This is a genomic window from Dyadobacter sp. CECT 9275 (genome assembly GCF_907164905.1).
Classification (GTDB): domain Bacteria; phylum Bacteroidota; class Bacteroidia; order Cytophagales; family Spirosomataceae; genus Dyadobacter; species Dyadobacter helix.
On record NZ_CAJRAF010000001.1, the window covers coordinates 1,539,849 to 1,565,689 of the forward strand.

The following is a 25,841-nucleotide window of genomic DNA, read 5'->3' on the forward strand; positions in this document are numbered from 1 at the left end:
TTTATTAGTCTATAAAATTTGTAGGATAGATAGTTTTACATACTTTTGTGCTTAAGTATACCAGTCTAAATTTAATATTGTAATGCAGGAAAAAGTAAGTGCCTTCAAACTATCCAGTCAGAAATACTGGTATGTGTTAGTCCCGGGTTTGGTTTTGGTAGTTCTCATATTCTCGCGTTATTACCAGGAAATTCTTCATTTCTTTAACAACAGTGATTTAGGGCTTGAGAGTGATTTTATTTTCTATCTTTTGGTTGGTTTGGGTGCGCAGTTGGTGGATGGTGCCCTGGGTATGGCTTATGGTGTAACCTCCAATTCGTTCCTTTTGTCGCTGGGAGTACCTCCTGCGGTAAGTAGTGCAAGTGTACATATTGCTGAGATGTTTACCACGGGAGCATCCGCCGTTTCTCATTTCCGATTTAAAAACATCAACAAGAAGTTATTCAAGAACCTTATTCTTCCGGGAGTTGCAGGTGCTGTTGCAGGGGCATATCTGCTTTCGGACCATATTAATGGAGACCTCATCAAACCTTTTGTTGCTGCCTATATGGCGGTGCTGGGATTGATCATCATCCGGAAGGCTTTGAAGAAAAATCTTGCCAAAACCAAAACCAGGCGTGTGGGTATTCTGGCTGCGTTTGGTGGTTTTATGGATTCTGTTGGTGGCGGTGGCTGGGGGCCCATTGTAACGTCTACGCTGATAGGGCAGGGGAGGGATCCGCGTTATACCATCGGGACAGTCAACGCAGCGGAATTTGCTATCGCTTTTTCCAGCGGGATTACGTTTATTATTTTTACTGAGATAAATAACTGGCAGGTGGTATTGGGCCTCATCATCGGAGGTGTTATTGCGGCACCTTTCGGTGCATTGCTGGTCAACAAAATCAAACGCCGCCCAATGATGCTGGTTGTTGGTGCGCTGGTAATTCTTCTCAGTATCCGGACCATCTTTCTTTCGGTCTTTTAATTCTTGCTTCTCCTTTTTTTATCATTATCACGATCTCTGAAACCCTGCCAGGTTAATTTAACGAGGTTTGGATAGTGATTTTCTATTTCCTGTGCGCTCTCTTTCGGTGCAACATTTCGCTTTTGCCATGGCCAGGTTGTGATGGGCTGAGGTATCACTATTTATTTTACGTTTATATACCCTCCGTTTTATCAGTACCAGGTCGTTATTCTTAATAATTTACAGACCTGTTATTTGGCGGATCAAAAAAATATGTAACTTGTTTTTGGTTAGTCAGTACATCAGTAATTCCCAAATAGCTGTGCTGCAATCTGAAACGCGCTGGCCGACCGGTTATCACAACTCTCCCTTTTTCAGGTACTTTAAGATGAACAATGTTTATCACGCTCAGATTGTTGAGTACTACAATCAATGCCAGAGAGATTATGAACTCATTTGGCATTTGAACACCCACCATTGCATGCATTATGGCTATTGGGAAAAAGATACCAGGAGATTAAGGGATGCATTGATAAATATGAATGAAAAAGTGGCGGAATATGGAAAGCCGCAGCCGGGCCAGACTGTGGCAGATCTGGGGTGTGGTGTGGGTGGACCGGCCATATACCTTGCCCGTAAGTACCGCTGCCATGTGACGGGACTCTCCTTGTCTGAATCCCAAATAAGCCAGGCAAGTGAGCTTGCTCATACACAGGGGGCCGACTTTGCGACTTTTAAAGTTGGAGATTATTGTAATACCGGTTTTGAAAACGCGTCTTTTAATTTGGCCTATGCCATTGAAAGTGCATGTTATGCAACAGATAAGAGCATTTTTCTGGATGAAGCTTTCAGGATCCTGAAACCGGAAGGGAAACTCATTGTTATTGATTTCTTCTGGGCAGGCAGTGCAAGAAATCAAAAGGACCGTGAGATCATGAAGAAATGGACCGACAGCTGGGCCATTGCCGATTACGCCTATGAAAATGATTTTGAAGATAGTCTTCGTAAGTCGGGTTTTTCAAAAATTCAGAAGCATAATTGTAATTTGCAGGTCTGGCCCAGTATCAAACGACTTTACTATTGCTACTATCCCGGAGTGGTGTGTGATTTTGTGTTGAGAACTGTGGGTTTAAGAGGTAAGGTCCTGACGCAGAATATGCAGTCGGCCTATTACCAATACGCTGCTTTCCAGCGCGGGCTGTGGAATTACAACATTTACGTTGCCGAAAAATCCTGATTTTCAGAAAGCAGATGAAATATTTTCCCCATCAGGTCCTCCTTGACAACGGGCTTGGAAGTATAGCCATTCATGCCATTGGCAAGGCATTTTTCAGCTTCTGATTTTCGTGCAGAGGCCGTCAGTGCAATAATTTTAAGGGTGTTGATCCTGGGCAGGCTGTGCTCCCTGATGATTTTGGTGGTTTCAATTCCGTTCTTTTTGGGCATCTGGATATCCATTAGCACCAGGTCGTAGTCCGTTTTGGTTACCATGGAGAGTACCTCGTCTCCGTCGGAAGCAAATTCGATCCGGATCGTGGGTATTTCCGAATGCAGGATTCTTTTGATCACCAGTTGGTTCACCTCGTTGTCTTCTGCGATCAATATTTTGAGTCCCGAAAGTTTTTCCCTGATTCTGCTTTTGAGCCCAGGTTCCTGAATCTGTTCATATTCTGCAATGTTGCTTTGGTCCATGGGTAGTGTGATATTGACCATCGTACCCACACCGGGCCTGCTTTTGATATGGATTTTTCCCTGGAAGAGTTCCACCAGCTGTTTGGTGATACTCAGGCCCATGCCCGTTCCGCCATATTGCAAATAAATGTCAGAATTGGCCTGACTGAAGATATCAAATACTTTACTCAGTTCTTCCTCCGACATACCGATACCGGTATCTCTCACGGTGACGGCGAGGATATTGGCCCGCTGATTAAATCCGACGGTTAGTTTTACTTCCCCTTTGTTTGTGAATTTTATGGCATTGCTCAGTACATTGTTCAGTATCTGGGTAATACGGTAGGGGTCACCGGTGAACCTTTCGGGAATGTCGTCTTCCATGTCCAGCAGCAGGCTGATCTGTTTTTCGTCCGCCCTGAGCTTATTGGTGTTGTAGACGGTCTGCAGAATCGGGGACAAGTCAAAGCTTACCTTCTGGAAGTGGAATTTACCAGTCTGTATTTTGGTGATGTCCAGGATATCATCAATGATATAGAGCAGGTGTTTGGAAGAGCGGTCGAGTATCTGCAGCAACTCCTCTTCGCCCTCTTTCAGGGGACTGTTGTTCAGTAATTCGCTGGTACCCAGGATGGCCGTCATAGGAGTCCGCATTTCGTGGCTCATCTGCGCGATGAACATATCCTTGTGTTTTTCAGCTGTTTCCAGGTCTTTTCTGATTTTTTCCAGTTTGTTCAGCGCATCGCGTAATTCTCCGTTGACGGCGTTGACTTCATTGAGGGAACTGATCTTGTTGTTTTCGAAGGAGTTACCTACAATAAAGACATTAAGGATAAGGAAGAGAATTACGGTGAGGGCGTAGTAACGGTGATCGCCCTCAAAGAACTGATATGCTTCCTGATATTTGATTCCCCAGATTTCCATCAGAAGAAAGGAAACAGGCATGAGTATCGAAACCAGAAACCAGAACCATGCAAATTTTTGGTTAAGTAACCAGAAAGCATACAGAGGAATGAGGATGCACCAGAAAGTAACCGGACTCTGTAATCCTCCTGAGACATAAGCGGATACCCCCACATGCCCAGCCCCGGCTGTAATATAAATATTGACAGCACGATTTAAGGATAGTGCTCCGGTATAAAACGATATAAAGATGCAGGCAAAAATTCCCAGGAAGACAAGTGAACTTATTTGTACCTGATGAAAATCGAGGGCTTCATTGGCAATGACCACCACAACCATCGTCAGTACGGTTAACTGGCAGCAGGTGTTAAAATGCCTGTAACGGCTCCTTTGCTCTTCATCAGTGATTTCAGAAGGAATTTTATAAGAGAGTTTATCGAACAAAATAGAGGGAGTTTATGAATTTCCAGACAATTACAACCAGGTAATTAATAATAACGGCTATAAATGCGATTACCACGGCCAGTGGAACTAAAGGGTACAATATTATTTTGGGCAGTTTTATAGCCTTAAAGCCAATCATCAAAACTGTTTTGCAAAACCAGTAGAACATCATCGGTTTTTGCCAGGGTAACCCGTTCCTGAAATTTCTTTCATCCATTATTCTTGGAATACTGAATAATCCGAAAGGGCTTGGCAAGGCATATGAGGCAGTCTTACAAAACTGCCGCTTTGGTTTTTTCTCTAGTTGGAGGATATTGTTTACAGCACGGCGTGCGGCTTCATTAGCGGTATCCATATCTGCCAGATCACTGTTTGTTTTGACGAAGTCGGCTGCCAGAAAGAAATTAGAAATCCTGGTATGTGCATCCGGACGGAGTGAATGGCTGACCACGGTATTGATCAGTAACGGTTCTTTGTTTGCCAGAATATCCGGGTTTTGCGGGTCTGGACCAATGGAGTCATCCAGAAACGTCAGATCCCGAAAAAAGTCTGAGTCATTTAACTGAATTTTTTGTCCAGTATCGTCGATAATTACACACTGTTTTATTTGATGCCATATTTCGGTTTTTACTTCTGTTTCAGTAAGCCGCTTCAAGGGCTTATTGACAAAGACACCATGTTCATCCCAATTAGAAACAATCACACTGAGAATAGATTTAACGGGCTGTCCTTTATAGGACGGAAGCGGATTAGTTTTGATATATTCTTCCCAATACTGCACCTGCGAAATAATTGTTATCGCAAACGGAGAGTTAGTAATGGTGATATGCCCATCGTTGATTTTAAGGTCAATTTTGAGATAAAACATTATGCCCGTCATCCAATCTATTTCTTTGCATAGTGGTTTTATGAATCTCAATGTTGGGTCTTTGTCCAGAATGGGAGTACTCTTGTCCAGCAGAATATCCAGTCTTTCTACCGGCAAGGCCGAAATGAAATAGTCTGCATCCAGGGTTTGTACGTTTCCCTTAAAGTCTTTAACCTCTATTTTCTCGATTGAATCCGGAGCACCCCAATATTCCTTATCCTCCTCTTTTTTTATAATCAGTCTGTCAACAAAGCGGTGAGGTATAATTGTGAGGGTCGACGGATAGGAAGATTCGAGAAAATTCCTCCAGGGATCTAACCAGGCCATACGGGTGGGAGCATTGAGTATTCTGTCTGCCCTTCCACCAAAAGGATTTACAATTTGCCAGATCATATGGGAAAGGATTTTCCCTCCTGTTCGGGTAGATGAGCGATCGGCTCGGCATGCGACAAGGTTTTTTGTCACCCCTTCGGCAAGCAGTAACCTGTAATCTCTGCCGTAAGAAGGCCTTTTTGCTTCAATAAATTCTTCCCAGGGCACCCTTTCATATTCGGTGAGATAACGACTCTCGCAAGACGTATACAATTGAACTAGTTTCTCAATAAAATTGTCTCGTCCCGAGTCGCTGATATCCAGTATTTTCTCATCAAATGCCTTTTTCAATGATTTGAGCTCGCCAATGACCTCCTCGGACTTACCCCGAATAATATCGAATACAATATTGAGTGGAATGTTAATTGGTTCGCGTCCGTCGGTAAACAAAAAAGTATAATACCTTACTCGTACCAGATTATCAAAGACTGACTTACCGTTGGCAAGCTTGATTTCTTTTAAGGTACGGGTGATGTTTCCGTAGAAGCCTGGGAAAAAACGGAAGCCATGTTCGGCAGGCAGGCTGTTGCTAAGGCCTGGGAAGGTGTGTTTCACGCTCCTGGCTTTTCCACCGAGTATTTCTCTACGGTTTTCCACAATCGTAACCCGGAAACCTCTTTTTAATAATTCATGTGCTGCACTTAATCCCGCTACCCCGCCACCCATGATCAATACTGTTTTACCGATGTCGTTGCTCATTAGTCAAAGTTTTAGGAATAAAATTGGAGGTATATGCTGATGGATTCTATTTCGGAGGGCAGCAGGGTTTCTATCAACTTAATACGGCCTTCAATTTCCCGGGCACTTAGGGTTTGGTCCGAAATACCTTCTTCCAGTTCGGACAACTGGCTCAGTAATTTTTTTGCACCCACCAGCAAAGCGCTGTTGGTCATCTGGTGGCAAAAAAGTTTCAGATGAGGTAAATCATTGCTGTTCAAATAAGCACGGAGCCGGGATGGAAGTATTTCAAATTGAGCGTGAACTTTGGTCAATACTTCCTTAATACCTTCTTCATCCTTTTCATAAAGTTCCAGCAGGTACTGCATAGCAAACGGAAAGGTTAGGAAAACGATACTGATAGAAACAAGGGTTTAAGCTAGAAGTGGAGTTATGAAGAAAAATTTCACCGATGGTACAAGATAAGTGAAATCTGATGTTGCATATCGTTTAGCAGAACCCACTCGGATATACTTTTGCTCAACCGATAGGTACAGAGCCTCTTACAAACACACAATAGCCATTTGGGTAAATTTAAAATAAAAAATCAATTAAAATGTAACCGTTGAAAGTTTAATTTCAAATAACCTACCCGGGTAAAACAAAGCGGTGGCCGTTGCATATAAACGTTTCCAGACCCGGATTAATGAAGAGGTGGCTGTCCGTTAAAGCATCTGGTTTGGGTGGTCACCTCCTGGCACGTAAACGAATAATTTTAGAAAAATACAGATATTTTATTTAATTATTTGAATGGTGTTCCTCCTGTTAAATTGACAGAGGCAAGCGATTTGATTAATTTTCCTGAAAACCTAAAAAACATTTGTTTGTTTAATTTTATTAACCTTACTTTGTCTATCAAATTAATAGAGTTATTCTGGTTTTTCAACCACCGCTAAACCAGGATATTAAATTTGCATGACAATGAGAACGATGAATGTAACTTCTTCGCGGGCAGGATCCGTGTGCATGGTGGGTAATCTGCAAAACCAGGGTTCTGGCAGCTGTTGTTGTTGAGATCCGCTGGTACTTCTTCCAATTTTTTACAGGAACTGTTACCGCACGGGTTTACCGTGACGGCAGGTCCGAAATGATTTCTAGTTATCATTCTGAATTATGAAAGCAATTAAAATTTTATTGTTGGCAGCAGGTTTGTTATTTTCATTCCGTCCGGCTGCGTTTTCGCAGGGGCAGTCTTCCAGCAAGGTTATTATTACAGGTGTTCGTTTTGCCTACCCGCTGGTAGATAAGTGGATCAAGGAATATACGGCAAAGAATCCCGAAGTTGAGATCGTTATTGAAACAAGAACCATAACAGATCCCGAAAAGTACGATCTTCTGATTGAAGCTTTTGAACATGAGAAGGAAGTGAAGGAAACCAGGGAATATGTGTCTATTGCCCGTTATGCCCTGCTTCCGATAGCCAATGCGAAATCAGCTTTTGCCCGGGAGTATGCCGACAAAGGGTTTAATGAAAAGACTTACAAGCAAATCTTCTTTCATGATATTTATGCTGAAAAGGACAAGTCAGTCACCGCTCCGTTTACAATTTATACCCGTCTGCAAAAAGCAGGAGCACCGCTGACATTTGCCCGGTATTTCGGTTATGAACAGCAACAAATCAAAGGTAAGACCATTGCAGGTGCAGACGAACATCTGATCAAGGCGTTGCTGAAGGATGAAACCGGGATCACCTATACCATTCCAGGCCTTGCGTATGATCTGAACACACGTAAACCTGCCGAAGGAATTACCATTATTCCGGTTGATCTGGACGGAAACGGCAGGGTTTCAAAGGACGAAAAATCGCTGGAGAATCTCGACCAGGTACTGGATCGGCTGGAATCAGAAAAGGTGAGCAATGTTCCTGTGGAATACCTTCATTTTTCAATCGCAAAAAATAACTCCAATCCGGAGGCCAAAAAGTTCCTGCTCTGGGTAGCGGCACATTCCGGGGAGGATCTGCGTAAGTTTGGCTATCTAAAGCCAGAATCGAAAAGATTGCAAACAGAAAAGCAGAAACTAGAAAGATTCTCGGTAGTGAAATAAATAGTTCAAACCGAACAACTGGTGCTTTTAGCGCGTTGCGTATATGCATCAGGGTGAAATTCGGGCCAGATAAACAGACGTCCCTGATCATGTTTGGTTATAACTTGTCTGTAAGCGCAATGAATTAATAATAACACCTGCAGATACCTTGAAAACAGGAGTATGTTTTCAGGTACAAAAATGTACGTATAGTGCTTTTCGGTAGCCCGGCAGGTTGTCCTATGTATTGTTGTGACCCACTTTAATTATTGTTTTTAATCCAAAAACGGTATGTATATATGCCGTTTACCAACCTATGATGAAAAAATACGTTTATTTGAGTTTTCTTTTAGCGCTATTAATTAACAATGCTTATGCGCAGCATAATGCTGCCCCGCCGTTCATTACAGGCGTTGTAAAGGACGAGTCGGGACAGACAATCCCCGGTGCAACAGTTTCTATTAAAGGGACTTCGGTGTATACCAGTACAGATCTGGACGGCAGGTTCAGCATACCGGCTGGCAAAGATCTTCCCTTTACAATTCAGGTAGGTATCACTGGTTTCCAGCAACAGGAAATTGATATTTACGAATTAACCGAAGAACCTGCCGAAGTGGCCCTGAAAACGGCCAACGTGCTGGACGAAGTGGTGGTGATTGGTTATGGAACGCAAAAAAAGGGGGACCTGACGGGATCGGTTTCTTCGGTTCCCCAGCTTGTTCTAAAACAGCCTATCAGCTCGTTTGACAGGGCTTTGCAAGGGGCTGCCGCCGGCGTGCAGGTCACGCAGTCTTCGGGCCAGCCCGGAAGTGCGGTCAGTATCCGTATCCGTGGGGGGAATTCCATTACGGGTGGAAATGAGCCACTTTATGTGATTGATGGATTCCCGGTTTACAATAACAATGCAGACGCAAGCGCGGGTGTAACGAACGGTCCCAGTATCAATGCCCTGGCCAGTCTAAACCCCAGTGATATTGAGTCCATCGATGTATTAAAAGATGCCTCTGCAACAGCCATTTATGGTAGCCGTGGTGCCAATGGTGTTGTGATCATCACCACTAAGAAGGGAAAAGCAGGGCAGAATTCATTTACTTACGATGCCTATTATGGTACGCAGAAGGTACTCAAAAAGGTGGACGTAATGACGAACGCCAGAGACTGGGCACTCCTTAAAAATGACGCAAGGGCCAATTCAGGAAAAGCACCATATTATACGCAGGACCAACTGGATAAACTAACCGGCGGTACCGATTGGCAGGACGAAGCGTTCCAGTCTGCACCGATACAGAATCACCAGCTTTCTTTCACCGGTGGTGATGACAGGACCCGCTATTCGGTCTCCGGAAATTACTTCAGGCAGGATGGTGTACTCAAGCATACTGATTTCGAAAGATACTCGGGAAGGATTAACCTGGACCGCGATTTCTCCGCGAAATTTAAGGTGGGTGTTAATCTGACAGCCAGCAAAATCGAGTCGAGCGTAGCCAATGCGGGGATCGTCAATGCGTTGTTGTCCATGCCGCCCACCGTCAATGTAAGAGATGCCAACGGTAAATATACCTATCAAAGTGAGTTTGAAACACCACTGGGAAATCCGATTGCGACACTGGAAAAGGAAATCAACCGGACCAAAACCTACCGATTTCTGGGGAATGTGTATGGTGAGTACACTTTCATAGAAGGACTTGTGGGTAAAATTTCGTTTGGGGCCGATGTGATCAATAACAAACAAAACCGCTATATACCCTCGGACATTTATCAGGGAGCCAATTCCAACCCGACAGGAAAGGCCTATGTAGGAACACGCTTTTCGTCAACCTGGCTGAATGAAAATACGCTGAGTTACTCCAAAACGCTGAACGACCGGCATGCTTTCAATATAGTTGTGGGATATACACAACAGGCCTTTGAAACAGAAAGCGCAACAGCGGGCTCACAATCATTTATCACGGATCAGCTGACTTACAACGACCTGGGCAGTGGCTCGGTGTATACCCAGCCCGAATCAGGTTCGTCTGCCTGGGCACTGAACTCGTTCCTGGGGAGGATCAACTACACCCTGGCCCAGAAATACATTTTTACAGTGAGGGGTCGCGCGGATGGTTCTTCCCGTTTTGGCAAGGACAAAAAATGGGGGTACTTCCCGTCTGCGGCTTTTGCCTGGAATATTTACAAGGAGGAATTTTTATCGGGTGCCCGAACGATCAGCAATCTGAAATTTCGCCTCAGTGCAGGGGTAACGGGGAACCAGGAGATCGGACAATACCTGTCGCTTGCCACGCTGAACTCCAATACCTATTTCTTTGGCGGACAAACCTATATCGGTTTTTCGCCCAACAGAATTGCCAATCCGGACCTGGGCTGGGAAACCACAGCACAGTACGACGCGGGAATTGACTTGTCGCTCTTCAAGAATAAGGTCAACTTCGTTTTTGATGCCTATTATAAGAAAACAACCAATCTGCTCCTGAACGTCCCCGTCCCATACACCACCGGACAAACAACCGCGCTGCAGAACTATGGCTCGGTGGAAAACAAGGGAATTGAACTCGGTATTAATACAGAAAACTTTACCGGCGTGTTTTCCTGGAATACCAATTTTGTTTTTTCCCTGAACAGAAACAAAGTGTTAACCCTTGGTGATGGTGCAGATTATATTATTTCGGGAGCCAATATTGCAAAGGTGGGCCAGCCGCTGGGTACCTTTTATGGTTACAAAACCAATGGCCTCTTCCAGACAGGGGATGATATAGCAAATCTGCCCACGATCAACCCCGCTACAACCAAGCCAGGCGACCGCCGTTACGTGGATATCAACGGAGATGGAAAAATTACCCAGGCCGATGACCGTACATTGATCGGTAACGCTCAGCCCAAGTTTCAGGGAGGGATCACCAATACCTTCTCGTTCCTGAATTTTGACCTGAGTCTTTTCTTTCAGGGAACTTATGGCAACAAGCTCTTTAATCAGAACAAGCAACAGCTGGAACTGTTGACAGGGCAGCAAAATGCATCAACGGCGGCTTATGATCGATGGACACCGGCCAACCCTGGCAACGTTGTACAGCGTGCCTTTGAAGATCCCGCTCCTGTCAATACAAGCAGGTACGTGGAAGATGCGTCTTTCCTTCGCTTCAAAAATCTGACGATCGGATATAATCTGCCCAAAAGCATTGCTTCAAAAATTCACGCAAACCATATAAAGATCTATGTATCGGCCCAGAACCTGTTTACAATTACCAGGTATACCGGTTATGATCCGGAAGTGAGCCGCAACGAACAAAGTACACTTAACCAGGGAATTGATTACAGCGTATATCCCGGAAGCAAATCGTTCCTGGGTGGTTTGAATATTACGTTCTGAGGCGTTCCTGCTGTTTTATCCAAATTGATTATATCCTAATGAAAAAGATACTATATATATTCCTGGGGTTATTTACCCTGTCTGCCTGCACTGATCTGAACGAAAATCCCGCGTCTCTGATTACCACGGAGCAATTTTATAAAACTGAAAGTGATGCGCTTTCGGCTGTGACGAGTGTATACAACGCGGCACTTAATAACGGGGGGCTTACCATGTACAACCGTCTTTGTCACCTGGCATTTGAGATCATGTCGGACGACGCTATTGCCGGTCTGCGGGTTACCAATGCGGATGTCAGAACCATCTCGGTACTTTCCCATTCCACTACCAACGACCGTGTCGACGAGTTGTGGAGGGAAAGTTATGTGGCGATCAACCGCGCCAATATTGCCATCGAGCGTATTCCTCGGATCGATATGAATGAAACCCTGCGGACGCGGCTTGTGAATGAAGCCAGGTTTTTGCGTGGTTTGCTGTATTTCAATCTGGTAAGGCTGTGGGGAGACGTTCCTTTGATATTGAATGAAACAGGGTCGCTTGATAAAGGCTCGATACAGATAGCCCGGACACCCAAGGAGGAAGTTTATCAGCAGATCATCGCGGATCTTACCGCAGCCGAAGCCTTGCCTAATTCCTTCACAGGCGCCGATGCAGGAAGAGCTACCGGAGGTGCTGCCAAATCCATATTGGCAAAGGTGTACCTTACCCGGCAGGAGTGGGGGAAAGCGGCTGCTAAAAGCCTGGAGGTGATCAACGGGCCTTATGGTTATGCCTTGTTTGACAACTTTGCGGATGTTTTTAACGTGGCTACCAAGAATGGCAAAGAGCATATTTTTTCGGCCCAATGTAAATCCAATGTCAACGGGCAGGGTAACCGGCTGGCTTCTTCGGCCACTCCTGTGGGTATTCCTGGTGTCGCTGCCGCCGGTACGGACGAACCTCATCCCGCAACGTATGCGTTGTATGCTGCCACAGACAAACGCCGTGATGTTACCTTTTTTACGTCTCTTCTGAGTCCTACAACGGGTAAGGAAGTTACGTTCCAGCCCCGGTTCTTTAAATATTTTGATATGGCGCAAATTGGTAACCCCACCGAATCTGCCAAAAATATCCCGGTGATCCGTTTTGCCGAAATCCTGCTGATTTACGCAGAGGCAGTAAATGAAGCAAGCGGTCCGAGTGCTGAGGCTTACTCAGCCATCAACAAGGTGAGAAAAAGAGCAGGACTGGCAGATCTGGCTGGTTTGAGCAAGGATGAATTCAGGGAAGCGGTGTATCTGGAAAGACGGCTGGAACTGATGTTTGAATTTCAGCGCTGGTTTGATCTCATCAGAACCAAACGGATGATTGCCGAACTGCACAAGATAGGAAAAACTAACGCTGCAGAGAAACACTACCTGCATCCGATACCGCAGCGTGAAATGGATTTAAATCCCAAGCTGGTTCAAAACCCGGGCTGGGAGTAAACGTCTGGTAATTAAGGAGATCATCAGCTATCACAGCTTATTAAGTAAAACAAGCAGATTTATGAAGAACAAGATTTTGTTAATTGGCCTGGTCCTTATGACGCTAGTTGTCAAGCAGTCACGCGCGCTTGAAAAAGGTCAGCCGGATGATAAAAAACCCAATATCCTGTTTATCCTTGTGGACGACTGGGGCTGGACTGACCTGGGTGTTGCAGGAAGCAAATATTACGAAACGCCCAACATTGACAAACTCGCCAGCGAAGGCCTGCGCTTTACCCAGGCCTATTCGGTAGGGCCAAATTGTGCTCCCAGCCGTGCATCACTGATGACTGGAAAGTATACACCAAGGCATGGTATTTTCACCGTGTCCAATTCTGACCGTGGGGAATCGTCTCAGCGAAAACTGATACCGATCGAAAACAATACGGTACTGAACCCTTCCTTTGTAACCATTGCCGAAGAACTAAAAAATGCGGGATATAACACCGGCCTGATAGGAAAATGGCAGCTGGGAGGGAAAAACAAAGGAGCTGATGCGCAGGCCCAGGGTTTTGACCATGTGATCGGAGGCTCGCCGGGAACACCGTCTTACTTTTATCCTTATAGCAAAGACGGCGATAAATCTCCGCACGAAGGAATTGAGACCGGAGAAGAAGGGGAATACCTTACCGACCGCCTGACCGACGAGGCGATCAGGTTTATTGATTCCAATAAACAGAAACCGTTTTTCCTGTATCTATCTTATTTCGCGGTGCATACGCCCATCCAGGCCAAAGAACCCGTCGTTCAGAAATATAAAGGTAAAAAAGGCGACCAGTATCACAACAATCCAACGTATGCAGCGATGATCGAAAGTGCCGACGAGGGTATCGGCAGGGTATTGAAATCGTTGGAAACGTTGCATCTGGCTGAAAACACATTTGTGGTTTTTTTCTCGGATAATGGTGGAATGGGTGCGGTAACGGCCCAGCCGCCTTTGCGGGGTTCCAAAGGAATGCTTTATGAAGGAGGGGTGCGGGTTCCGTTGATCATCAAATGGCCGGGCAAAACAAAAGCAGGTTCCAAAACGGAAACACCAGTGATAGGAATTGATTTTTATCCGAGCTTGCTGGAAATAGCCAATATTCAGAAACCACTCAACGGCGAGCTGGACGGACAAAGTTTTGTGCCGCTGCTGCTTGGGAAAACGACGCCGGCCAGAGATATCTTCTGGCATTTCCCGGCCTACCTGGAAGGATATAAAGGAGATAAACGGCATAAAGATACCTTCCGTACCAGGCCAACGAGTGTGGTGCGTTCAGGAGATTTCAAACTACACCAATTTTATGAAGATGGCCGTGTTGAGCTTTATAATATTAAAGCGGATATAGGTGAATGGGTTGATCTGTCCAGAAAGAATCCCGCTAAAACCAAGGAGCTGCTTTCCAAACTAGAAGCCTGGAAAACGGCTGTAAATGCACCGGTTCCTACACAGCCCAACCCCGATTTTGTGCCCGTAACAACGGGAAAATAACATTTCCATTCTTTAAAACAGCAGATGATATTCCCTATGAAAAAGATACTCTCGGCGCTTTTGAGCGGCTTGGTAAGCTTCACTTCTGTCCTGGCGCAGCATAGTCCGCAGCAGCCCTGGCACGGTAAGATCAACCCGACATTACAGGAGTCAACACCTTTTAAAATCAACTATAACAAAAAGGCACCCAAAGATGCTCCTAATGTTATCTGGATACTGATTGACGATGCAGGATTTGGGGCCACCACTGCTTTTGGCGGATTGGTTGAAACACCTAACATTGAAAAGCTTGCCAACCAGGGTTTGCGGTTTACTAATTTTCACACCACGGCCATTTGTTCTCCCACTCGTGCAGCGCTGCTCACGGGGAGGAATCATCATTCGGCTCACGTAGGTTTGCTCACCCCGGCTGCCATCGATTTCCCGGGATATGATACTTATATTCCGTTTGAAAAGGCAACTGCTGCTGAGGTTCTCAGGGAAAACGGTTATAGTACTTTCGCCCTGGGGAAATGGCATCTGACGCCGGTAACTGAAAATTCACAGGCGGGGCCTTTCAATCGCTGGCCTACAGGCAGAGGGTTTGATCATTACTATGGCTTTCTTCCCGGTGCGACCGATCAGTGGCATCCAGAACTTTGGGAAGACAATACCAAGCTGGATATTGAACCTAATAACAAACACTTAAATCAACTGCTGGCTGACAAAGCGATTACTTATATCGCCAATCAGAAATCAGTGGATGCAGAAAAACCGTTTTTCCTGTATCTGGCAACCGGCGCCACACATTCTCCGCACCAGGTAGCAAAGGAATGGATTGATAAGTACAAGGGAAAGTTTGACCTCGGCTGGGATAAATATCGGGAGATCGTGATCGAAAATCAGAGAAAATCGGGTATTATTCCTAAAAATGCTGTTTTGCCCGAACGTAATCCGGGTGTGAAGGAATGGGCCTCGCTCAGCGAAAAGGAGAAAAAGGCTTATGCGCATTTTATGGAAGTGTATGCTGCCTTTTATTCCTACACTGACTATGAAATTGGCAGGATTGTTAATTATCTGGAGCAGATAGACCAGCTCGATAACACGATAATCGCTGTGATTCTGGGAGATAACGGCGCCAGCAAAGGAGGTACTCAGCATGGTACCATTAATCCGCAGATCAACCGGCTGCAGGGTGAACAACGCATTGACGCCATTTTGAAGGCACAGGATCTTATTGGAACGGATGAGTCTAGCACGGATTATCCGATAGGCTGGGCGGCCGCAGCCAACACGCCATTCCGTTACTGGAAAGCTGATGCCAATACCGAGGGAGGTACCCGCAACCCGATGATTTTGTATTACCCCAAAGGGATCAAAGACAAAGGAGGTATCCGCAATCAGTATGGCCATGTGAACGATATTTTACCTACCACCCTTGAAATGATCAAGGGAGAAGCCCCCAAAATAATCAACGGCTACAAACAGGAGCCTTTTGAGGGAACCAGCCTTGCGTATGCCATAGACCAAGCAAAAGCACCTTCCAGACATACCATACAGTACTACGAAATTGCAGGAGCTTTGTCTATTTATAAAGACGGCTGGAAGGCTTCCCGGGGGCACAAGGTCTGGGAAAGTTTTGAGGCAGGCAGTAATGCGGACCCCAGCGGGAAAAAGGTCGATTTCAGTAAGGACGTCTGGGAGTTATATAACCTCAACGACGACTTTAACGAACGGTTCAATCTGGCATCTGAAAATCCTGCAAAGTTGAAAGAATTACAGGCCGTTTTTGACCAGGAAGCCAAAAAGTACTATGTATATCCTCTGAAGGATTTTACAGCCCATGACATGCCCGCCGGCAGAACGGTATATGGCAAAATGCCAAATATTACTTTGTTTCCCGGGGTGGACAATCTGGTAGGTGTGAGCAGCCCGCTTTATGACGGTCGTTCTTTTACAGTCAATGCTGAGACAGAAATTGTGAGCGGAAATGAAGAGGGCGTTTTGTTTGCCGTCGGAGGGGATAAAAGTGGTATCAGCCTGTTCGTGAAAGATGGCAAATTTCACTATACACATAAAACTGCCCGGGATGTTTTCAATTTCACAGCGCCTGATGTAGTGCCCAAGGGTAAGGTTAGTTTCAGGCTGGTATATGAATTTAACGGACCGGCCGAGGCAGGCAAATCTGTGGGTAAGGAAAGTCTTTTTGTAAATGATACAAAGGTGGGTGAAAGAAGTTTTACAGCGGCACAGGCGGCCATCCAGGGTGGGAGGAATATAGACGGGACAGACGTCGGCCGCGACCAGAAAACCGAGGTGTCCGATCAGTACAAGGCACCGTTTGCCTTTACCGGAAAGTTGAAAAAGGTAACCATCAAATATGAATGATCTGCAATAAAAACAATACGACCGTGCATGTAAATTTAAAACCAACGATATTACTGGCGATGACGCTGCTACTGTCGTTAAGCCTTTTTGCTCAGGAAAAACCGAATATCATTCTCATCCTGGCCGATGACATGGGAAAGGAGTGTATAGGTGCCTATGGCAGTACTTACAAAACCCCTAACATTGATAAACTGGCAAGCGAAGGCCTCAAATTTAATTACGGATTTTCGCAGCCGCTTTGCACACCATCCCGTGTGCAGATCATGACGGGGAAGTATAACTATAAGAATTACAGCGAGTTCGGTTTTCTGAATCAGAATGAAAAAACATTTGCACATCTGGCCAAAGAGGCAGGATATGCCACGGCAATCGCCGGGAAATGGCAACTGGGTCCTAATCAGAAATTACCCAAACATTTCGGTTTTGACCAATATTGTTTGTGGCAGCTGAGTAAACCGCGCAGGGAAGGAGAAAGATATGCAAGGCCGCTGATTGATAGGGACGGAGATATTCTGAAAACAACCGACGATGATTACGGGCCGGACATTTTCACGGATTACATTATTGATTTTATTGAAAAAAATAAAGACAGAAAATTCCTGGCCTATTTTCCAATGGCCCTGGTACATGATCCTTTCCTGCCAACACCCGACAGCAAAAGCTGGAAGAACAATGCAGCAGGTCGTCACGAAAAGGATACTTTGAATTTCCGGGATATGGTAGCCTATTCCGATAAAAATGTAGGTAAGATAATCCGGAAACTGAAAGAACTTAACCTTTATGAAAATACGATTATTGTTTTTACCGGGGATAACGGAACGGGCAGGGCAATTGTCACACAGCTGAAAGACGGCCGCAGGATACCGGGCGGGAAAGGCCTGACACTGGATCGCGGGCATCATGTCCCGCTGATTGTGAACTGGGGCAGTGGTAAATACAAAAAGCATGAAACGGATGATCTGGTAGATTTTACGGATATCCTGGCCACAATTTCGGACGCCGTCCAGGTACCGGTTCCGAAAGCTTGGGATACAGATGGAGTAAGTATCCTGCCACAGATCAAAGGTGAAAAGGGCACGCCAAGAAAATGGATTTTTTCACACTATTCACCCATACATTCAGAAGGAGCGAATAAAAATGCTGCCCGGTTTTTCCGTGATCGCCGGTATAAACTCTATTCGGACGGCAGGTTTTATGATCTGTTGAAAGACATCGAAGAAACCAGCCCGATCCCCGAAGGGAAAGCTGGTGCAGAAGGTGAAAGAGTAAGGAAGGTTTTTCAGACGCAATTGGCCAAACTCCCTGCCTGGAAATTCGGAGACCCCGGTGTTGCCAAGGTAATTCTGCCGGGTTTGGAACCGGTTCCGGGTTTTGCTGAAAAAGGAGATTAAATCAGTGGCACGGCATCAGTCGTGCCGCTGTTAAACAAACAAATGATGAAACAACGACTTTTATTGAAGCTAAGTTATACGCTTGGGTTTTGTCTGGTATCATTGCTGAGCAGTTTATCAGCCGCCGCTCAGCCGAAGGGAAAGCTCAATGTGCTTTTTATAGCTGTGGATGATATGAATGACTGGATTGGGCCTTTTGGCGGATATCCCGGCATTAAGACACCTAATATTGATAAACTTGCAAAAAAAGGGCTGATCTTCACAAGAGCCTATTGTGCCGCTCCGGCCTGTAATCCTTCCAGGGCCAGCCTGCTGACGGGCATTCGTCCGTCTACTTCCGGGGTATATCACAATAACCAGCCCTGGCGCCCGGTGATGAAGGACGCCGTTACTTTGCCACAGTACTTTACGGCCAACGGTTATGACGTCAAAGGTGCTGGTAAAATTTTCCATAATTCCTTTAACGACCAAGCGTCATGGCCCGAGTACTTTGATGTTCCCCATTCACCGGTACCTCCCAAAGCGCCGGTTAACGGTTTCGCCCATTTTGACTGGAGCCCGGTGGACGTGCAGGATGAAGATATGGGTGATTACAAGGTTGCGAACCAGGGAATTGACTATTTCGGCAAGAAACACGAGAAACCGTTTTTCCTGGCCATCGGATTCACCCGACCTCATTTACCCTGGTATGTACCGCAAAAATACTTTGATCAATATCCATTGGCGGGAATTAAACTTCCAAAGGTTATCAGTAACGACCTGGCCGATATACCAGAAGCAGGTGTGAAAATCGCGAAGCCGAAAGGCGATCATAAATTCATAACCGATCATAAACAGTGGGAGAAGGCGGTGCAGGGGTATCTGGCAAGCATCACCTTTGCAGATGCGCAGATAGGCCGGTTGCTGGATGCCCTTGAAAATAGCGAATATGCTAAAAATACGGTGATCGTTTTCTTTGGAGACCATGGCTGGCATCTGGGAGAGAAGGAACACTGGCGTAAATTTGCCTTATGGGAGGAGGCATCACGCGTTCCATTTATTGTGTATGCACCGGGAATTACCAAAGGAGGTTCGGTTTCTGAGCGGACCGTAAACCTCCTGGATATCTATCCCACCCTGGTTGAACTATTTAAGCTGCCCGTAAAAAGGGAGTTGGAAGGAAACAGTATTACCACCCTGCTGCGGAATCCTGGCGCTAAATGGGAACATCCTTCCATTACTACCCACGGCTTTGGTAACCATGCCGTGCGTTCTGAAAAATACAGATATATTCGTTATGAAGATGGTTCTGAGGAATTATATGATCACGATACGGATCCTCAGGAATGGAAGAATCTTGCAAAAGATGAAAAATTTGCGTCTGTCAAAAAAGAGCTGGCAAAGGCCCTGCCCGTTGTGAATACGAAGGATGCGCCAACAGTGAAGGAAGGGAAGGAGTAGGCAGTTTTCAGTAAGCAGTAGGGGAATGGTTGGGTAATGAATTGAACGGGCCAGTTCGGACTTAGTTTCACAATAAATGATTTTCATAATGAAAAAACGTGCTTTTCTGAATCTCGTCTCTTTTTCCATGGCGGGTTTTTTTATCCTTACCACCTATCGAGCAGGCGCCGGAAACGAGCCGCCAAAGAAAAAGTACAATGTGCTTTTTATTGCAGTGGATGATCTCAACACCGACCTGGGCTGTTACGGAAATACCTTTGTGAAAACACCTCATATCGACAGACTGGCCAAACGGGGCGTGAAATTTGACCGGGCCTATACCCAGTTTCCGCTATGCAGCCCCAGCCGCTCGTCACTTTTAACGGGACAGCGCCCGGATGTTACAGGTATTTACGAGCTGCAGACGCATTTCCGGAGGAACCTGCCGGACATTGTAACCCTGCCGCAATTGTTTAAAAATAACCAGTATTACAGCGCCCGAGTAGGGAAAATTTACCATTACGGGGTACCCGGGCAAATAGGAACGGATGGTCTGGACGATCCGATCTCCTGGGATCATAGAATTAACCCGAAAGGGCGTGATAAGGCCGAAGAGTCGCTTATCAAAAACCTTACTCCGGATCGTGGACTGGGCAGTGCACTGGCGTGGCGTGCAACGGAAGGTACTGATGATGAACAGACCGACGGAATGGTCGCAAATGAGGCGATCAAATTACTGGAACAGAAAAAGGATGAGGCGTTTTTTCTGGCCGTTGGGTTTTACAGGCCCCACTCGCCCTATGTAGCGCCCAAAAAGTATTTTGATATGTATCCCGTTGAGACCGTGCCGCTTGCCAGGGAAATTGAAAACGATTTTGATGATATTCCGGATGCGGCTTTGTTTACCAAACCAGCCAACTGGGGGCTGTCCAGAGCGGATCGTCAGGAAGCGCTTCGTGCTTATTATGCAACCATATCTTTCATGGATGCTCAGGTGGGTAAGCTGCTGGACGCTGTGGACAGGCTGAAACTCGCCGATCATACCATTATTGTACTCTGGAGTGATCACGGTTACAACGTAGGCCAGCACGGGCAGTGGATGAAACAGAGTTTGTTTGAAAACTCTGCACGCGTTCCGCTACTGATTGCAGCGCCCGGAGGTGTGAAAGGGAAAACATCCGGCCGTACTGTAGAGCTGCTGGATATTTACCCGACCCTGGCAGAACTTTGCCAGCTGTCGCCACCGCAGGCATTACAAGGAAAGAGCCTGACGCCACTCCTGAAAAAACCGGATGCTAAATGGGACAAACCGGCTTATACGCAGGTTCGCAGGAACCAGTTTTTTGGCAGGAGTGTACGTACCGAACGTTACCGGTATACACTTTGGGATGAAGGAAAGGCGGGAGAAGAACTTTATGATCATGACAAAGATCCGGATGAGTTTCATAATCTGGCCAAAAGTACGGAGCACGCAAGTATCAGAAATGAATTATTGGCTTTACTCAAGAAAGGTTACCCTGCTTTGAGCCAGGGCCAATAGAAAATGAAGGGTTATTTACTCAAATGTATACTTGGAGGCCTCGCCGTAGTCTCTGTGGCAGGCGTTGAGAAAGTTGACCGGGATCCGAAACCGGCTCAACTTTCTGTTAAGAACCCCAGGCCCAATGTGATCATTATCCTGGCGGATCAATGGAATGCACAGTCGCTGGGATACGCTGGTAATAAAGATGTCAAAACGCCGAATCTGGATAAACTGGCCCGGAGAAGTGTGGTTTTCTCAACGGCAGTTTCGGTTACACCCGTTTGCAGCCCGGCGCGCGCGAGCCTGCTGACGGGGCAATACCCTTTAACGCATGGCGTATTCTATAATGACCGGCCGCTTAAAAATGAAGCACTCACAATGGCGGAGATATACCAATGGGCGGGTTATCAAACGGGATATATCGGTAAATGGCATGTAAATGGTCATCACCCTTCCGAGAAACAATTTAGTGCCCGGAACCGTACCGTGCCTAAAGACCGGCGTCAGGGTTTTGAGTACTGGAAAGCAAGAGAAGTGACCCATGACTACAATCATTCTTTTTATTTTGATGAAAACGATGTGAAACATGATTGGCCCGGATACGATGTTTTCCCGCAGACAGACAGCGCGATCAGTTTTATTGATAAAAATAGAACAACACCTTTTCTGCTTTTTCTTGCATGGGGGCCGCCCCATGATCCTTACGCCACTGCACCGGAAAACTACCGCAAGCTTTACAATCCTGCACAGTTATCCCTAAGACGGAATGTTCCGGATTCGCTCACAGAAAAGGCCCGAAAAGATCTCGCCGGATATTATGCACATTGTACAGCCCTTGACAAAGCGGCGGGCGATTTACTGGCTGCGTTGAAAAGAGCCGGTGTGGAAGATAATACCATCATGGTTTTTTCATCGGATCACGGAGATATGATGTATTCGCATGGTAAGCTAAGGAAACAAAAGCCATGGGATGAGTCGGTGCTGGTACCGCTGATCATTCATTACCCCGCCCGGCTGGGCGTGCAGCAAAAGGATATCTCCATGCCTTTCAGTAACATAGATCTGCTGCCCACTTTGCTTGGATTGAGCGGGATTCCTATTCCTAAATCAGTCGAAGGAACAGACTATACGACGATTTTAACCGGAAAGAAAAAACCGAAAGGCAATGAGGCCGCGCTGATCCAGCTACCGGTACCTTTCCATGAATACAATTTCTCGAACGGAGGAAGGGAGTACCGCGGCATCCGGACGGCCAGGTATACTTATGTCCGCGATCTGGCTGAGCCATGGCTATTGTATGATAACCTGAAAGATCCGTATCAGCTCCGCAATCTGATTGGTAAGCCAGGCTCAGCAGCTTTGCAGGCCGAGCTCGAAAAGGTTTTACAACAAAAATTAGCCGATGCAAAAGATGAATTCCTGCCCGCTGATGAATATATGAGCCGGTGGGGGTATCATTACGATGGTAAAGACAGTCTGAGAGTAAACTGATCGTGAAATAATATGCTGATGAGATTTTCCTGAGCCTGATGAAAAAACTGATACTGATTTTAATAACTTTTTTTGGGTGCATGCCTCTTTTCGCGCAGAGTAAAAGGGGTAATGACCGCCCGAATATTATTTTTTTACTCACCGACGACCACCGTTGGGATGCGCTGGGGGCGGCAGGGAATCCCATCATTCAAACACCAAACCTGGATGCGCTGGCGGGCAGAGGAATATTATTCGAAAATGCCTATGTAACCACGGCCATTTGCTCGGTAAGCCGATCCAGCATCCTGAGCGGACAGTATCTTTCGCGTCATAACATTCGGGATTTTAATACTGATTTTTCGCCGGAGGCACTATCGCAGACCTATCCCGCACTTTTGAAAAAGGCTGGTTATAAACTGGGTTTTATCGGAAAATTCGGCATTGATGTCAATAATCAGCCTGACTCTCTTTTTGACTACTGGGCCAGTGCCAAGGAGGGACAGCCTCAGTACGAACTGGTTAACCAGAGTGGAAAAATCATCCATCATACTGATAGCGTAGGAAAAGACATCCGGCAATTTCTGGATCGCTTTGGCAGGCAGGAGCCTTTCTGCCTCTCGGTGAGCTTTAAGGCGCCCCATGAGCTGGACGGAAATCCTCCTACCTATCCGGTGCAGGAACGCTTTCGTAATTTATATAAGGGCGTTACGATCCCGGAGCCCGTTACAGCTGCTCCCGAATACTGGAACAGTCTGCCCGATTTTTTTAGAACCGATAAAAATATTGGCCGCGAACGCTGGAAACCTTTGCTGTCAACGGCCGAATTGCGGCAGGAAACCGTCAGGAACTACTACCGGCTGATCACCGGCGTGGATGAGGTGGTAGGGAATTTGGTAGCGCAGCTCAGGGAGATGGGGATAGATCAAAACACCATCATCATATTTATGGGAGATAACGGTTTTTCACTTGGCGAGCATGGGCTGGAAGGGAAGTGGTTTGGTTTTGAAGAGGCAATCAGGGTTCCGCTGATCATCTCCGGCGGGGCACTTCCACAGAAATGGAGCGGGAAGAAAACGAAAAAGATCGGGCTGAATATTGACATAGCGCCCACGCTGCTTGGTTTTGCAGGGGTACCGGTTTCGCTGGGTATGCAGGGAGTTGATCTTATGGCTGTACTGGGGGGGAAGGTCCCGGCCCGCAGCGATTTTTTTTATGAACATACTTTTCTGGGGAGCCCGCGGCTGCCCAAGGTGGAAGGGGTAGTGGGGGCTGATTTTAAGTATATGAAATATACAGAGTTTAATTACGAACAATTGTTCAACACCAAAAACGACCCGCACGAAACCAAAAACCTGTCCGGTGACCCTGCCTATCTCAAACAGCTGAACCTTTTCCGGTCGCGGTATCAGGTGCTGAGGGAGTCGGTTAAGTAGCAGACAGCAGAACTGATTCGCGCTGATTTAAAATTTTTGAGTATTATTTGTACAGCGTATGAATTTCATCAGCCGAGGCCGGGATTTTGTCGGTTGGATCGCGGTGGAGGCCACACATCTGGTTCATTTTAATGATGCCGTAGATCTGATCCGACGTCTTGGAGATATCCGGAAGATCGAAAGTATATCGGAGTCGGGCAGGCCTTACAGGTTATATACAGAAGCACAAAGTATCCCTGGCGAAAATCTGATCAGCCCTCACGAGATTTAGCAATAATAATTAGTCATTCAAAGCCTTATAGTTTTAGAGAGTTTCTTGCCCATCATTCAATTTCTGTTAACAGAGTTTATCCTCGAAAATTTTGAGTTAACTTCTATCCATCTGCAGAATGATGTCTTCCTTGTATATCGATGAGAAAAATGAAGAGGAGAATGATCCCGATAAGCAAAAAAGCCACCTGTCCCAGCACATTTCAGGGATTGACACGGGTTCTGAAAATGTTTTTTTGGTTTCCCAGTATCACATCTTCCTCCTTGAAGCGGCAATACAAAATATCCATGGCACCGGTACGCTCCCGGTCATATGTCACATGAATAGTGCCATCGGCTGTCTGATCCACATCAGGATAGGAAACCCAGTCACGTTCATCGAGCAGTAACTTGTGAGGCCATGTTTTACCACCATCCTTAGAGATAAAGGCCGTCATATCCAGCCGGTTCCGGTTATCATTCATCACCAGAAGCAGGTTGCCGGAAGCCAGCCTCCTGATATGAAAGCGGCTGCTGGTAGTGGGTCCGGTAAGGCGAAACGGTTCCAACTTTGACCAGCTTGCGCCATAGTCTGTACTTTTACAGTAATAAATCGTCCGCTTGTCTCCTCTAACGAAGCACAGCATAGCACCATTATCGGAGGTCTGTACGACCATGTGCTCGTCATAAGTTCGGGCACTGTCTGCCATCCTTACCGATGAGTAAGGCACTAGTGTAGTAAGTGCTCTTTTCTTTTTTCCATTGTAGTCAAAACGATGGATGAAGGTACCATCCTGCACGTAGCCTGGTTTTTGTAGCGCATCAGGACTTAATTTCCATACAGAAACCGGAAAAAGAGCGAAGTCTTTCTGTGGGACATACAATGGCTTGTTCATCATAATGCCATAAGACAGCAACCTCGACTTACCGTGCACCACTTTTTTACCATTCCAGGTAACAGGTATGGCATGCACACCTCCCTTAAGATCCCAATATTCATTATTGAGTGCCGTAGCATAAAAAAGCCAGACCTGCCCGCTCTTATCGCGCCACAGTGCCGCATCGTACACCCGGGTAGTAGATTCTTTAGGAAATACCACAAGCTGATCATTTTTCCAGCTTTTGCCACCATCCGTACTCACAGCCAGTGTGGCGTAATTACCCGGCCCTTCTTCTTTTCCGCCCGAATACCAGACAACAAAGATGGTCTTCCCATCTGCGGATGTTACCAGGGAAGGTACCCGCTCATGCTGACGGTTTTTAATCCTTGCATCGTCGGCTGGTTGCTCCAGAATAATAGCAGCTGAGGCCCTCTGAGGATCTGTTTTGGTCAGATCTGTTTGGGCTAAGGCGCGTACGCCGAGTATAATAAGTATAAAAGTGATATAGTTAAATTGCATTCCCGACGCACGGTTTATTAAAGATTGTTTATTGAAACCTATCTAATAATACGTTCTGCGGAGGGGTTCGGACTATTTTTTGGGGAATTCAGGTTCCTTTCCATACGCTCCTTGAGCCCGTTTCTAACAAGCACCAGATTTGATAACATTTGATCTTGATCCGAAAAAAATATTAATGGCCATTTCTTGTGAACTTAATTTTAAATATGGTATTTTGTTGAAAGTAAAATAAAAAATAATATTAAGTTGCTAGATAAATTTATTTTTATTCTTTTAGTACAGCGAGTTATTTATATAA

The 25,841-nt window shown here is 46.0% G+C and carries 17 protein-coding genes; 13 read left to right on the plus strand and 4 right to left on the minus strand.

The window, feature by feature from the left end:
- Positions 1 to 82 precede the first annotated feature (82 nt).
- The gene (locus tag KOE27_RS06340; RefSeq protein WP_215237977.1) at positions 83 to 967 is read left to right on the plus strand and encodes a sulfite exporter TauE/SafE family protein; all 885 of its coding nucleotides are present in this window, start codon (positions 83 to 85) and stop codon (positions 965 to 967) included.
- Positions 968 to 1,334: 367 nt separating this feature from the next.
- Positions 1,335 to 2,183, plus strand: coding sequence for a methyltransferase domain-containing protein (locus KOE27_RS06345; protein WP_215237978.1), 849 nt, complete (start codon positions 1,335 to 1,337; stop codon positions 2,181 to 2,183).
- On the opposite strand, the gene KOE27_RS06350 is transcribed toward KOE27_RS06345, so the two are convergent.
- The 3 genes from KOE27_RS06350 to KOE27_RS06360 are packed head-to-tail and all read right to left on the minus strand — an operon-like array spanning position 2,162 to position 6,250.
- Positions 2,162 to 3,964: an ATP-binding protein gene (locus KOE27_RS06350; protein ID WP_215237979.1), complete on the minus strand. Its 1,803-nt coding sequence runs from the start codon at positions 3,962 to 3,964 to the stop codon at positions 2,162 to 2,164. The two genes, KOE27_RS06345 and KOE27_RS06350, sit on opposite strands and share 22 nt — an antisense overlap.
- Positions 3,954 to 5,903, minus strand: coding sequence for a hydroxysqualene dehydroxylase (locus KOE27_RS06355; RefSeq protein ID WP_215237980.1), 1,950 nt, complete (start codon positions 5,901 to 5,903; stop codon positions 3,954 to 3,956). Before KOE27_RS06355 ends, KOE27_RS06350 begins: the two co-directional genes overlap by 11 nt.
- Positions 5,904 to 5,914: 11 nt before the next feature.
- Positions 5,915 to 6,250: a hypothetical protein gene (locus KOE27_RS06360; RefSeq protein ID WP_215237981.1), complete on the minus strand. Its 336-nt coding sequence runs from the start codon at positions 6,248 to 6,250 to the stop codon at positions 5,915 to 5,917.
- A gap of 784 nt (positions 6,251 to 7,034) precedes the next feature.
- Here KOE27_RS06360 and KOE27_RS06365 point away from each other — a divergent pair.
- The 11 genes from KOE27_RS06365 to KOE27_RS06415 all read left to right on the plus strand — a co-directional run bounded on the left by KOE27_RS06365 (position 7,035) and on the right by KOE27_RS06415 (position 24,165).
- Positions 7,035 to 7,967, plus strand: coding sequence for a type 2 periplasmic-binding domain-containing protein (locus tag KOE27_RS06365; protein ID WP_215237982.1), 933 nt, complete (start codon positions 7,035 to 7,037; stop codon positions 7,965 to 7,967).
- 316 nt (positions 7,968 to 8,283) lie between these two features.
- Positions 8,284 to 11,310 (plus strand): SusC/RagA family TonB-linked outer membrane protein, encoded by a 3,027-nt coding sequence (locus tag KOE27_RS06370; RefSeq protein ID WP_229252661.1) that lies wholly within the window; start codon positions 8,284 to 8,286, stop codon positions 11,308 to 11,310.
- Between the two features lie 38 nt (positions 11,311 to 11,348).
- Positions 11,349 to 12,776 carry a RagB/SusD family nutrient uptake outer membrane protein gene (locus KOE27_RS06375; protein ID WP_215237983.1) on the plus strand — a complete coding sequence of 476 codons (1,428 nt, stop codon included), beginning with the start codon at positions 11,349 to 11,351 and terminating at the stop codon, positions 12,774 to 12,776.
- A 61-nt stretch (positions 12,777 to 12,837) separates the two neighbouring features.
- On the plus strand, positions 12,838 to 14,289 hold the full coding sequence (locus KOE27_RS06380) for a sulfatase (RefSeq protein ID WP_215237984.1): 1,452 nt from the start codon (positions 12,838 to 12,840) through the stop codon (positions 14,287 to 14,289).
- A gap of 36 nt (positions 14,290 to 14,325) precedes the next feature.
- Positions 14,326 to 16,656: an arylsulfatase gene (locus KOE27_RS06385; protein WP_215237985.1), complete on the plus strand. Its 2,331-nt coding sequence runs from the start codon at positions 14,326 to 14,328 to the stop codon at positions 16,654 to 16,656.
- Positions 16,653 to 18,047 (plus strand): sulfatase-like hydrolase/transferase, encoded by a 1,395-nt coding sequence (locus KOE27_RS06390; protein ID WP_229252662.1) that lies wholly within the window; start codon positions 16,653 to 16,655, stop codon positions 18,045 to 18,047. The genes KOE27_RS06385 and KOE27_RS06390 overlap by 4 nt, the downstream gene beginning before the upstream one ends.
- 42 nt (positions 18,048 to 18,089) lie before the next feature.
- A complete protein-coding gene (locus tag KOE27_RS06395; protein ID WP_229252663.1) occupies positions 18,090 to 19,487 on the plus strand; it encodes a sulfatase in 1,398 nt (465 codons plus the stop codon).
- 88 nt (positions 19,488 to 19,575) lie between these two features.
- On the plus strand, positions 19,576 to 21,006 hold the full coding sequence (locus KOE27_RS06400) for a sulfatase (protein ID WP_229252664.1): 1,431 nt from the start codon (positions 19,576 to 19,578) through the stop codon (positions 21,004 to 21,006).
- 3 nt (positions 21,007 to 21,009) lie between these two features.
- Positions 21,010 to 22,479: a sulfatase family protein gene (locus KOE27_RS06405; RefSeq protein WP_215237986.1), complete on the plus strand. Its 1,470-nt coding sequence runs from the start codon at positions 21,010 to 21,012 to the stop codon at positions 22,477 to 22,479.
- Between the two features lie 80 nt (positions 22,480 to 22,559).
- On the plus strand, positions 22,560 to 23,894 hold the full coding sequence (locus KOE27_RS06410; RefSeq protein WP_215237987.1) for a sulfatase family protein: 1,335 nt from the start codon (positions 22,560 to 22,562) through the stop codon (positions 23,892 to 23,894).
- 58 nt (positions 23,895 to 23,952) lie between these two features.
- A complete protein-coding gene (locus KOE27_RS06415; RefSeq protein WP_215237988.1) occupies positions 23,953 to 24,165 on the plus strand; it encodes a hypothetical protein in 213 nt (70 codons plus the stop codon).
- A gap of 202 nt (positions 24,166 to 24,367) precedes the next feature.
- On the opposite strand, the gene KOE27_RS06420 is transcribed toward KOE27_RS06415, so the two are convergent.
- Positions 24,368 to 25,543, minus strand: coding sequence for a sialidase family protein (locus KOE27_RS06420; RefSeq protein ID WP_215237989.1), 1,176 nt, complete (start codon positions 25,541 to 25,543; stop codon positions 24,368 to 24,370).
- Between the last annotated feature and the right edge of the window lie 298 nt (positions 25,544 to 25,841).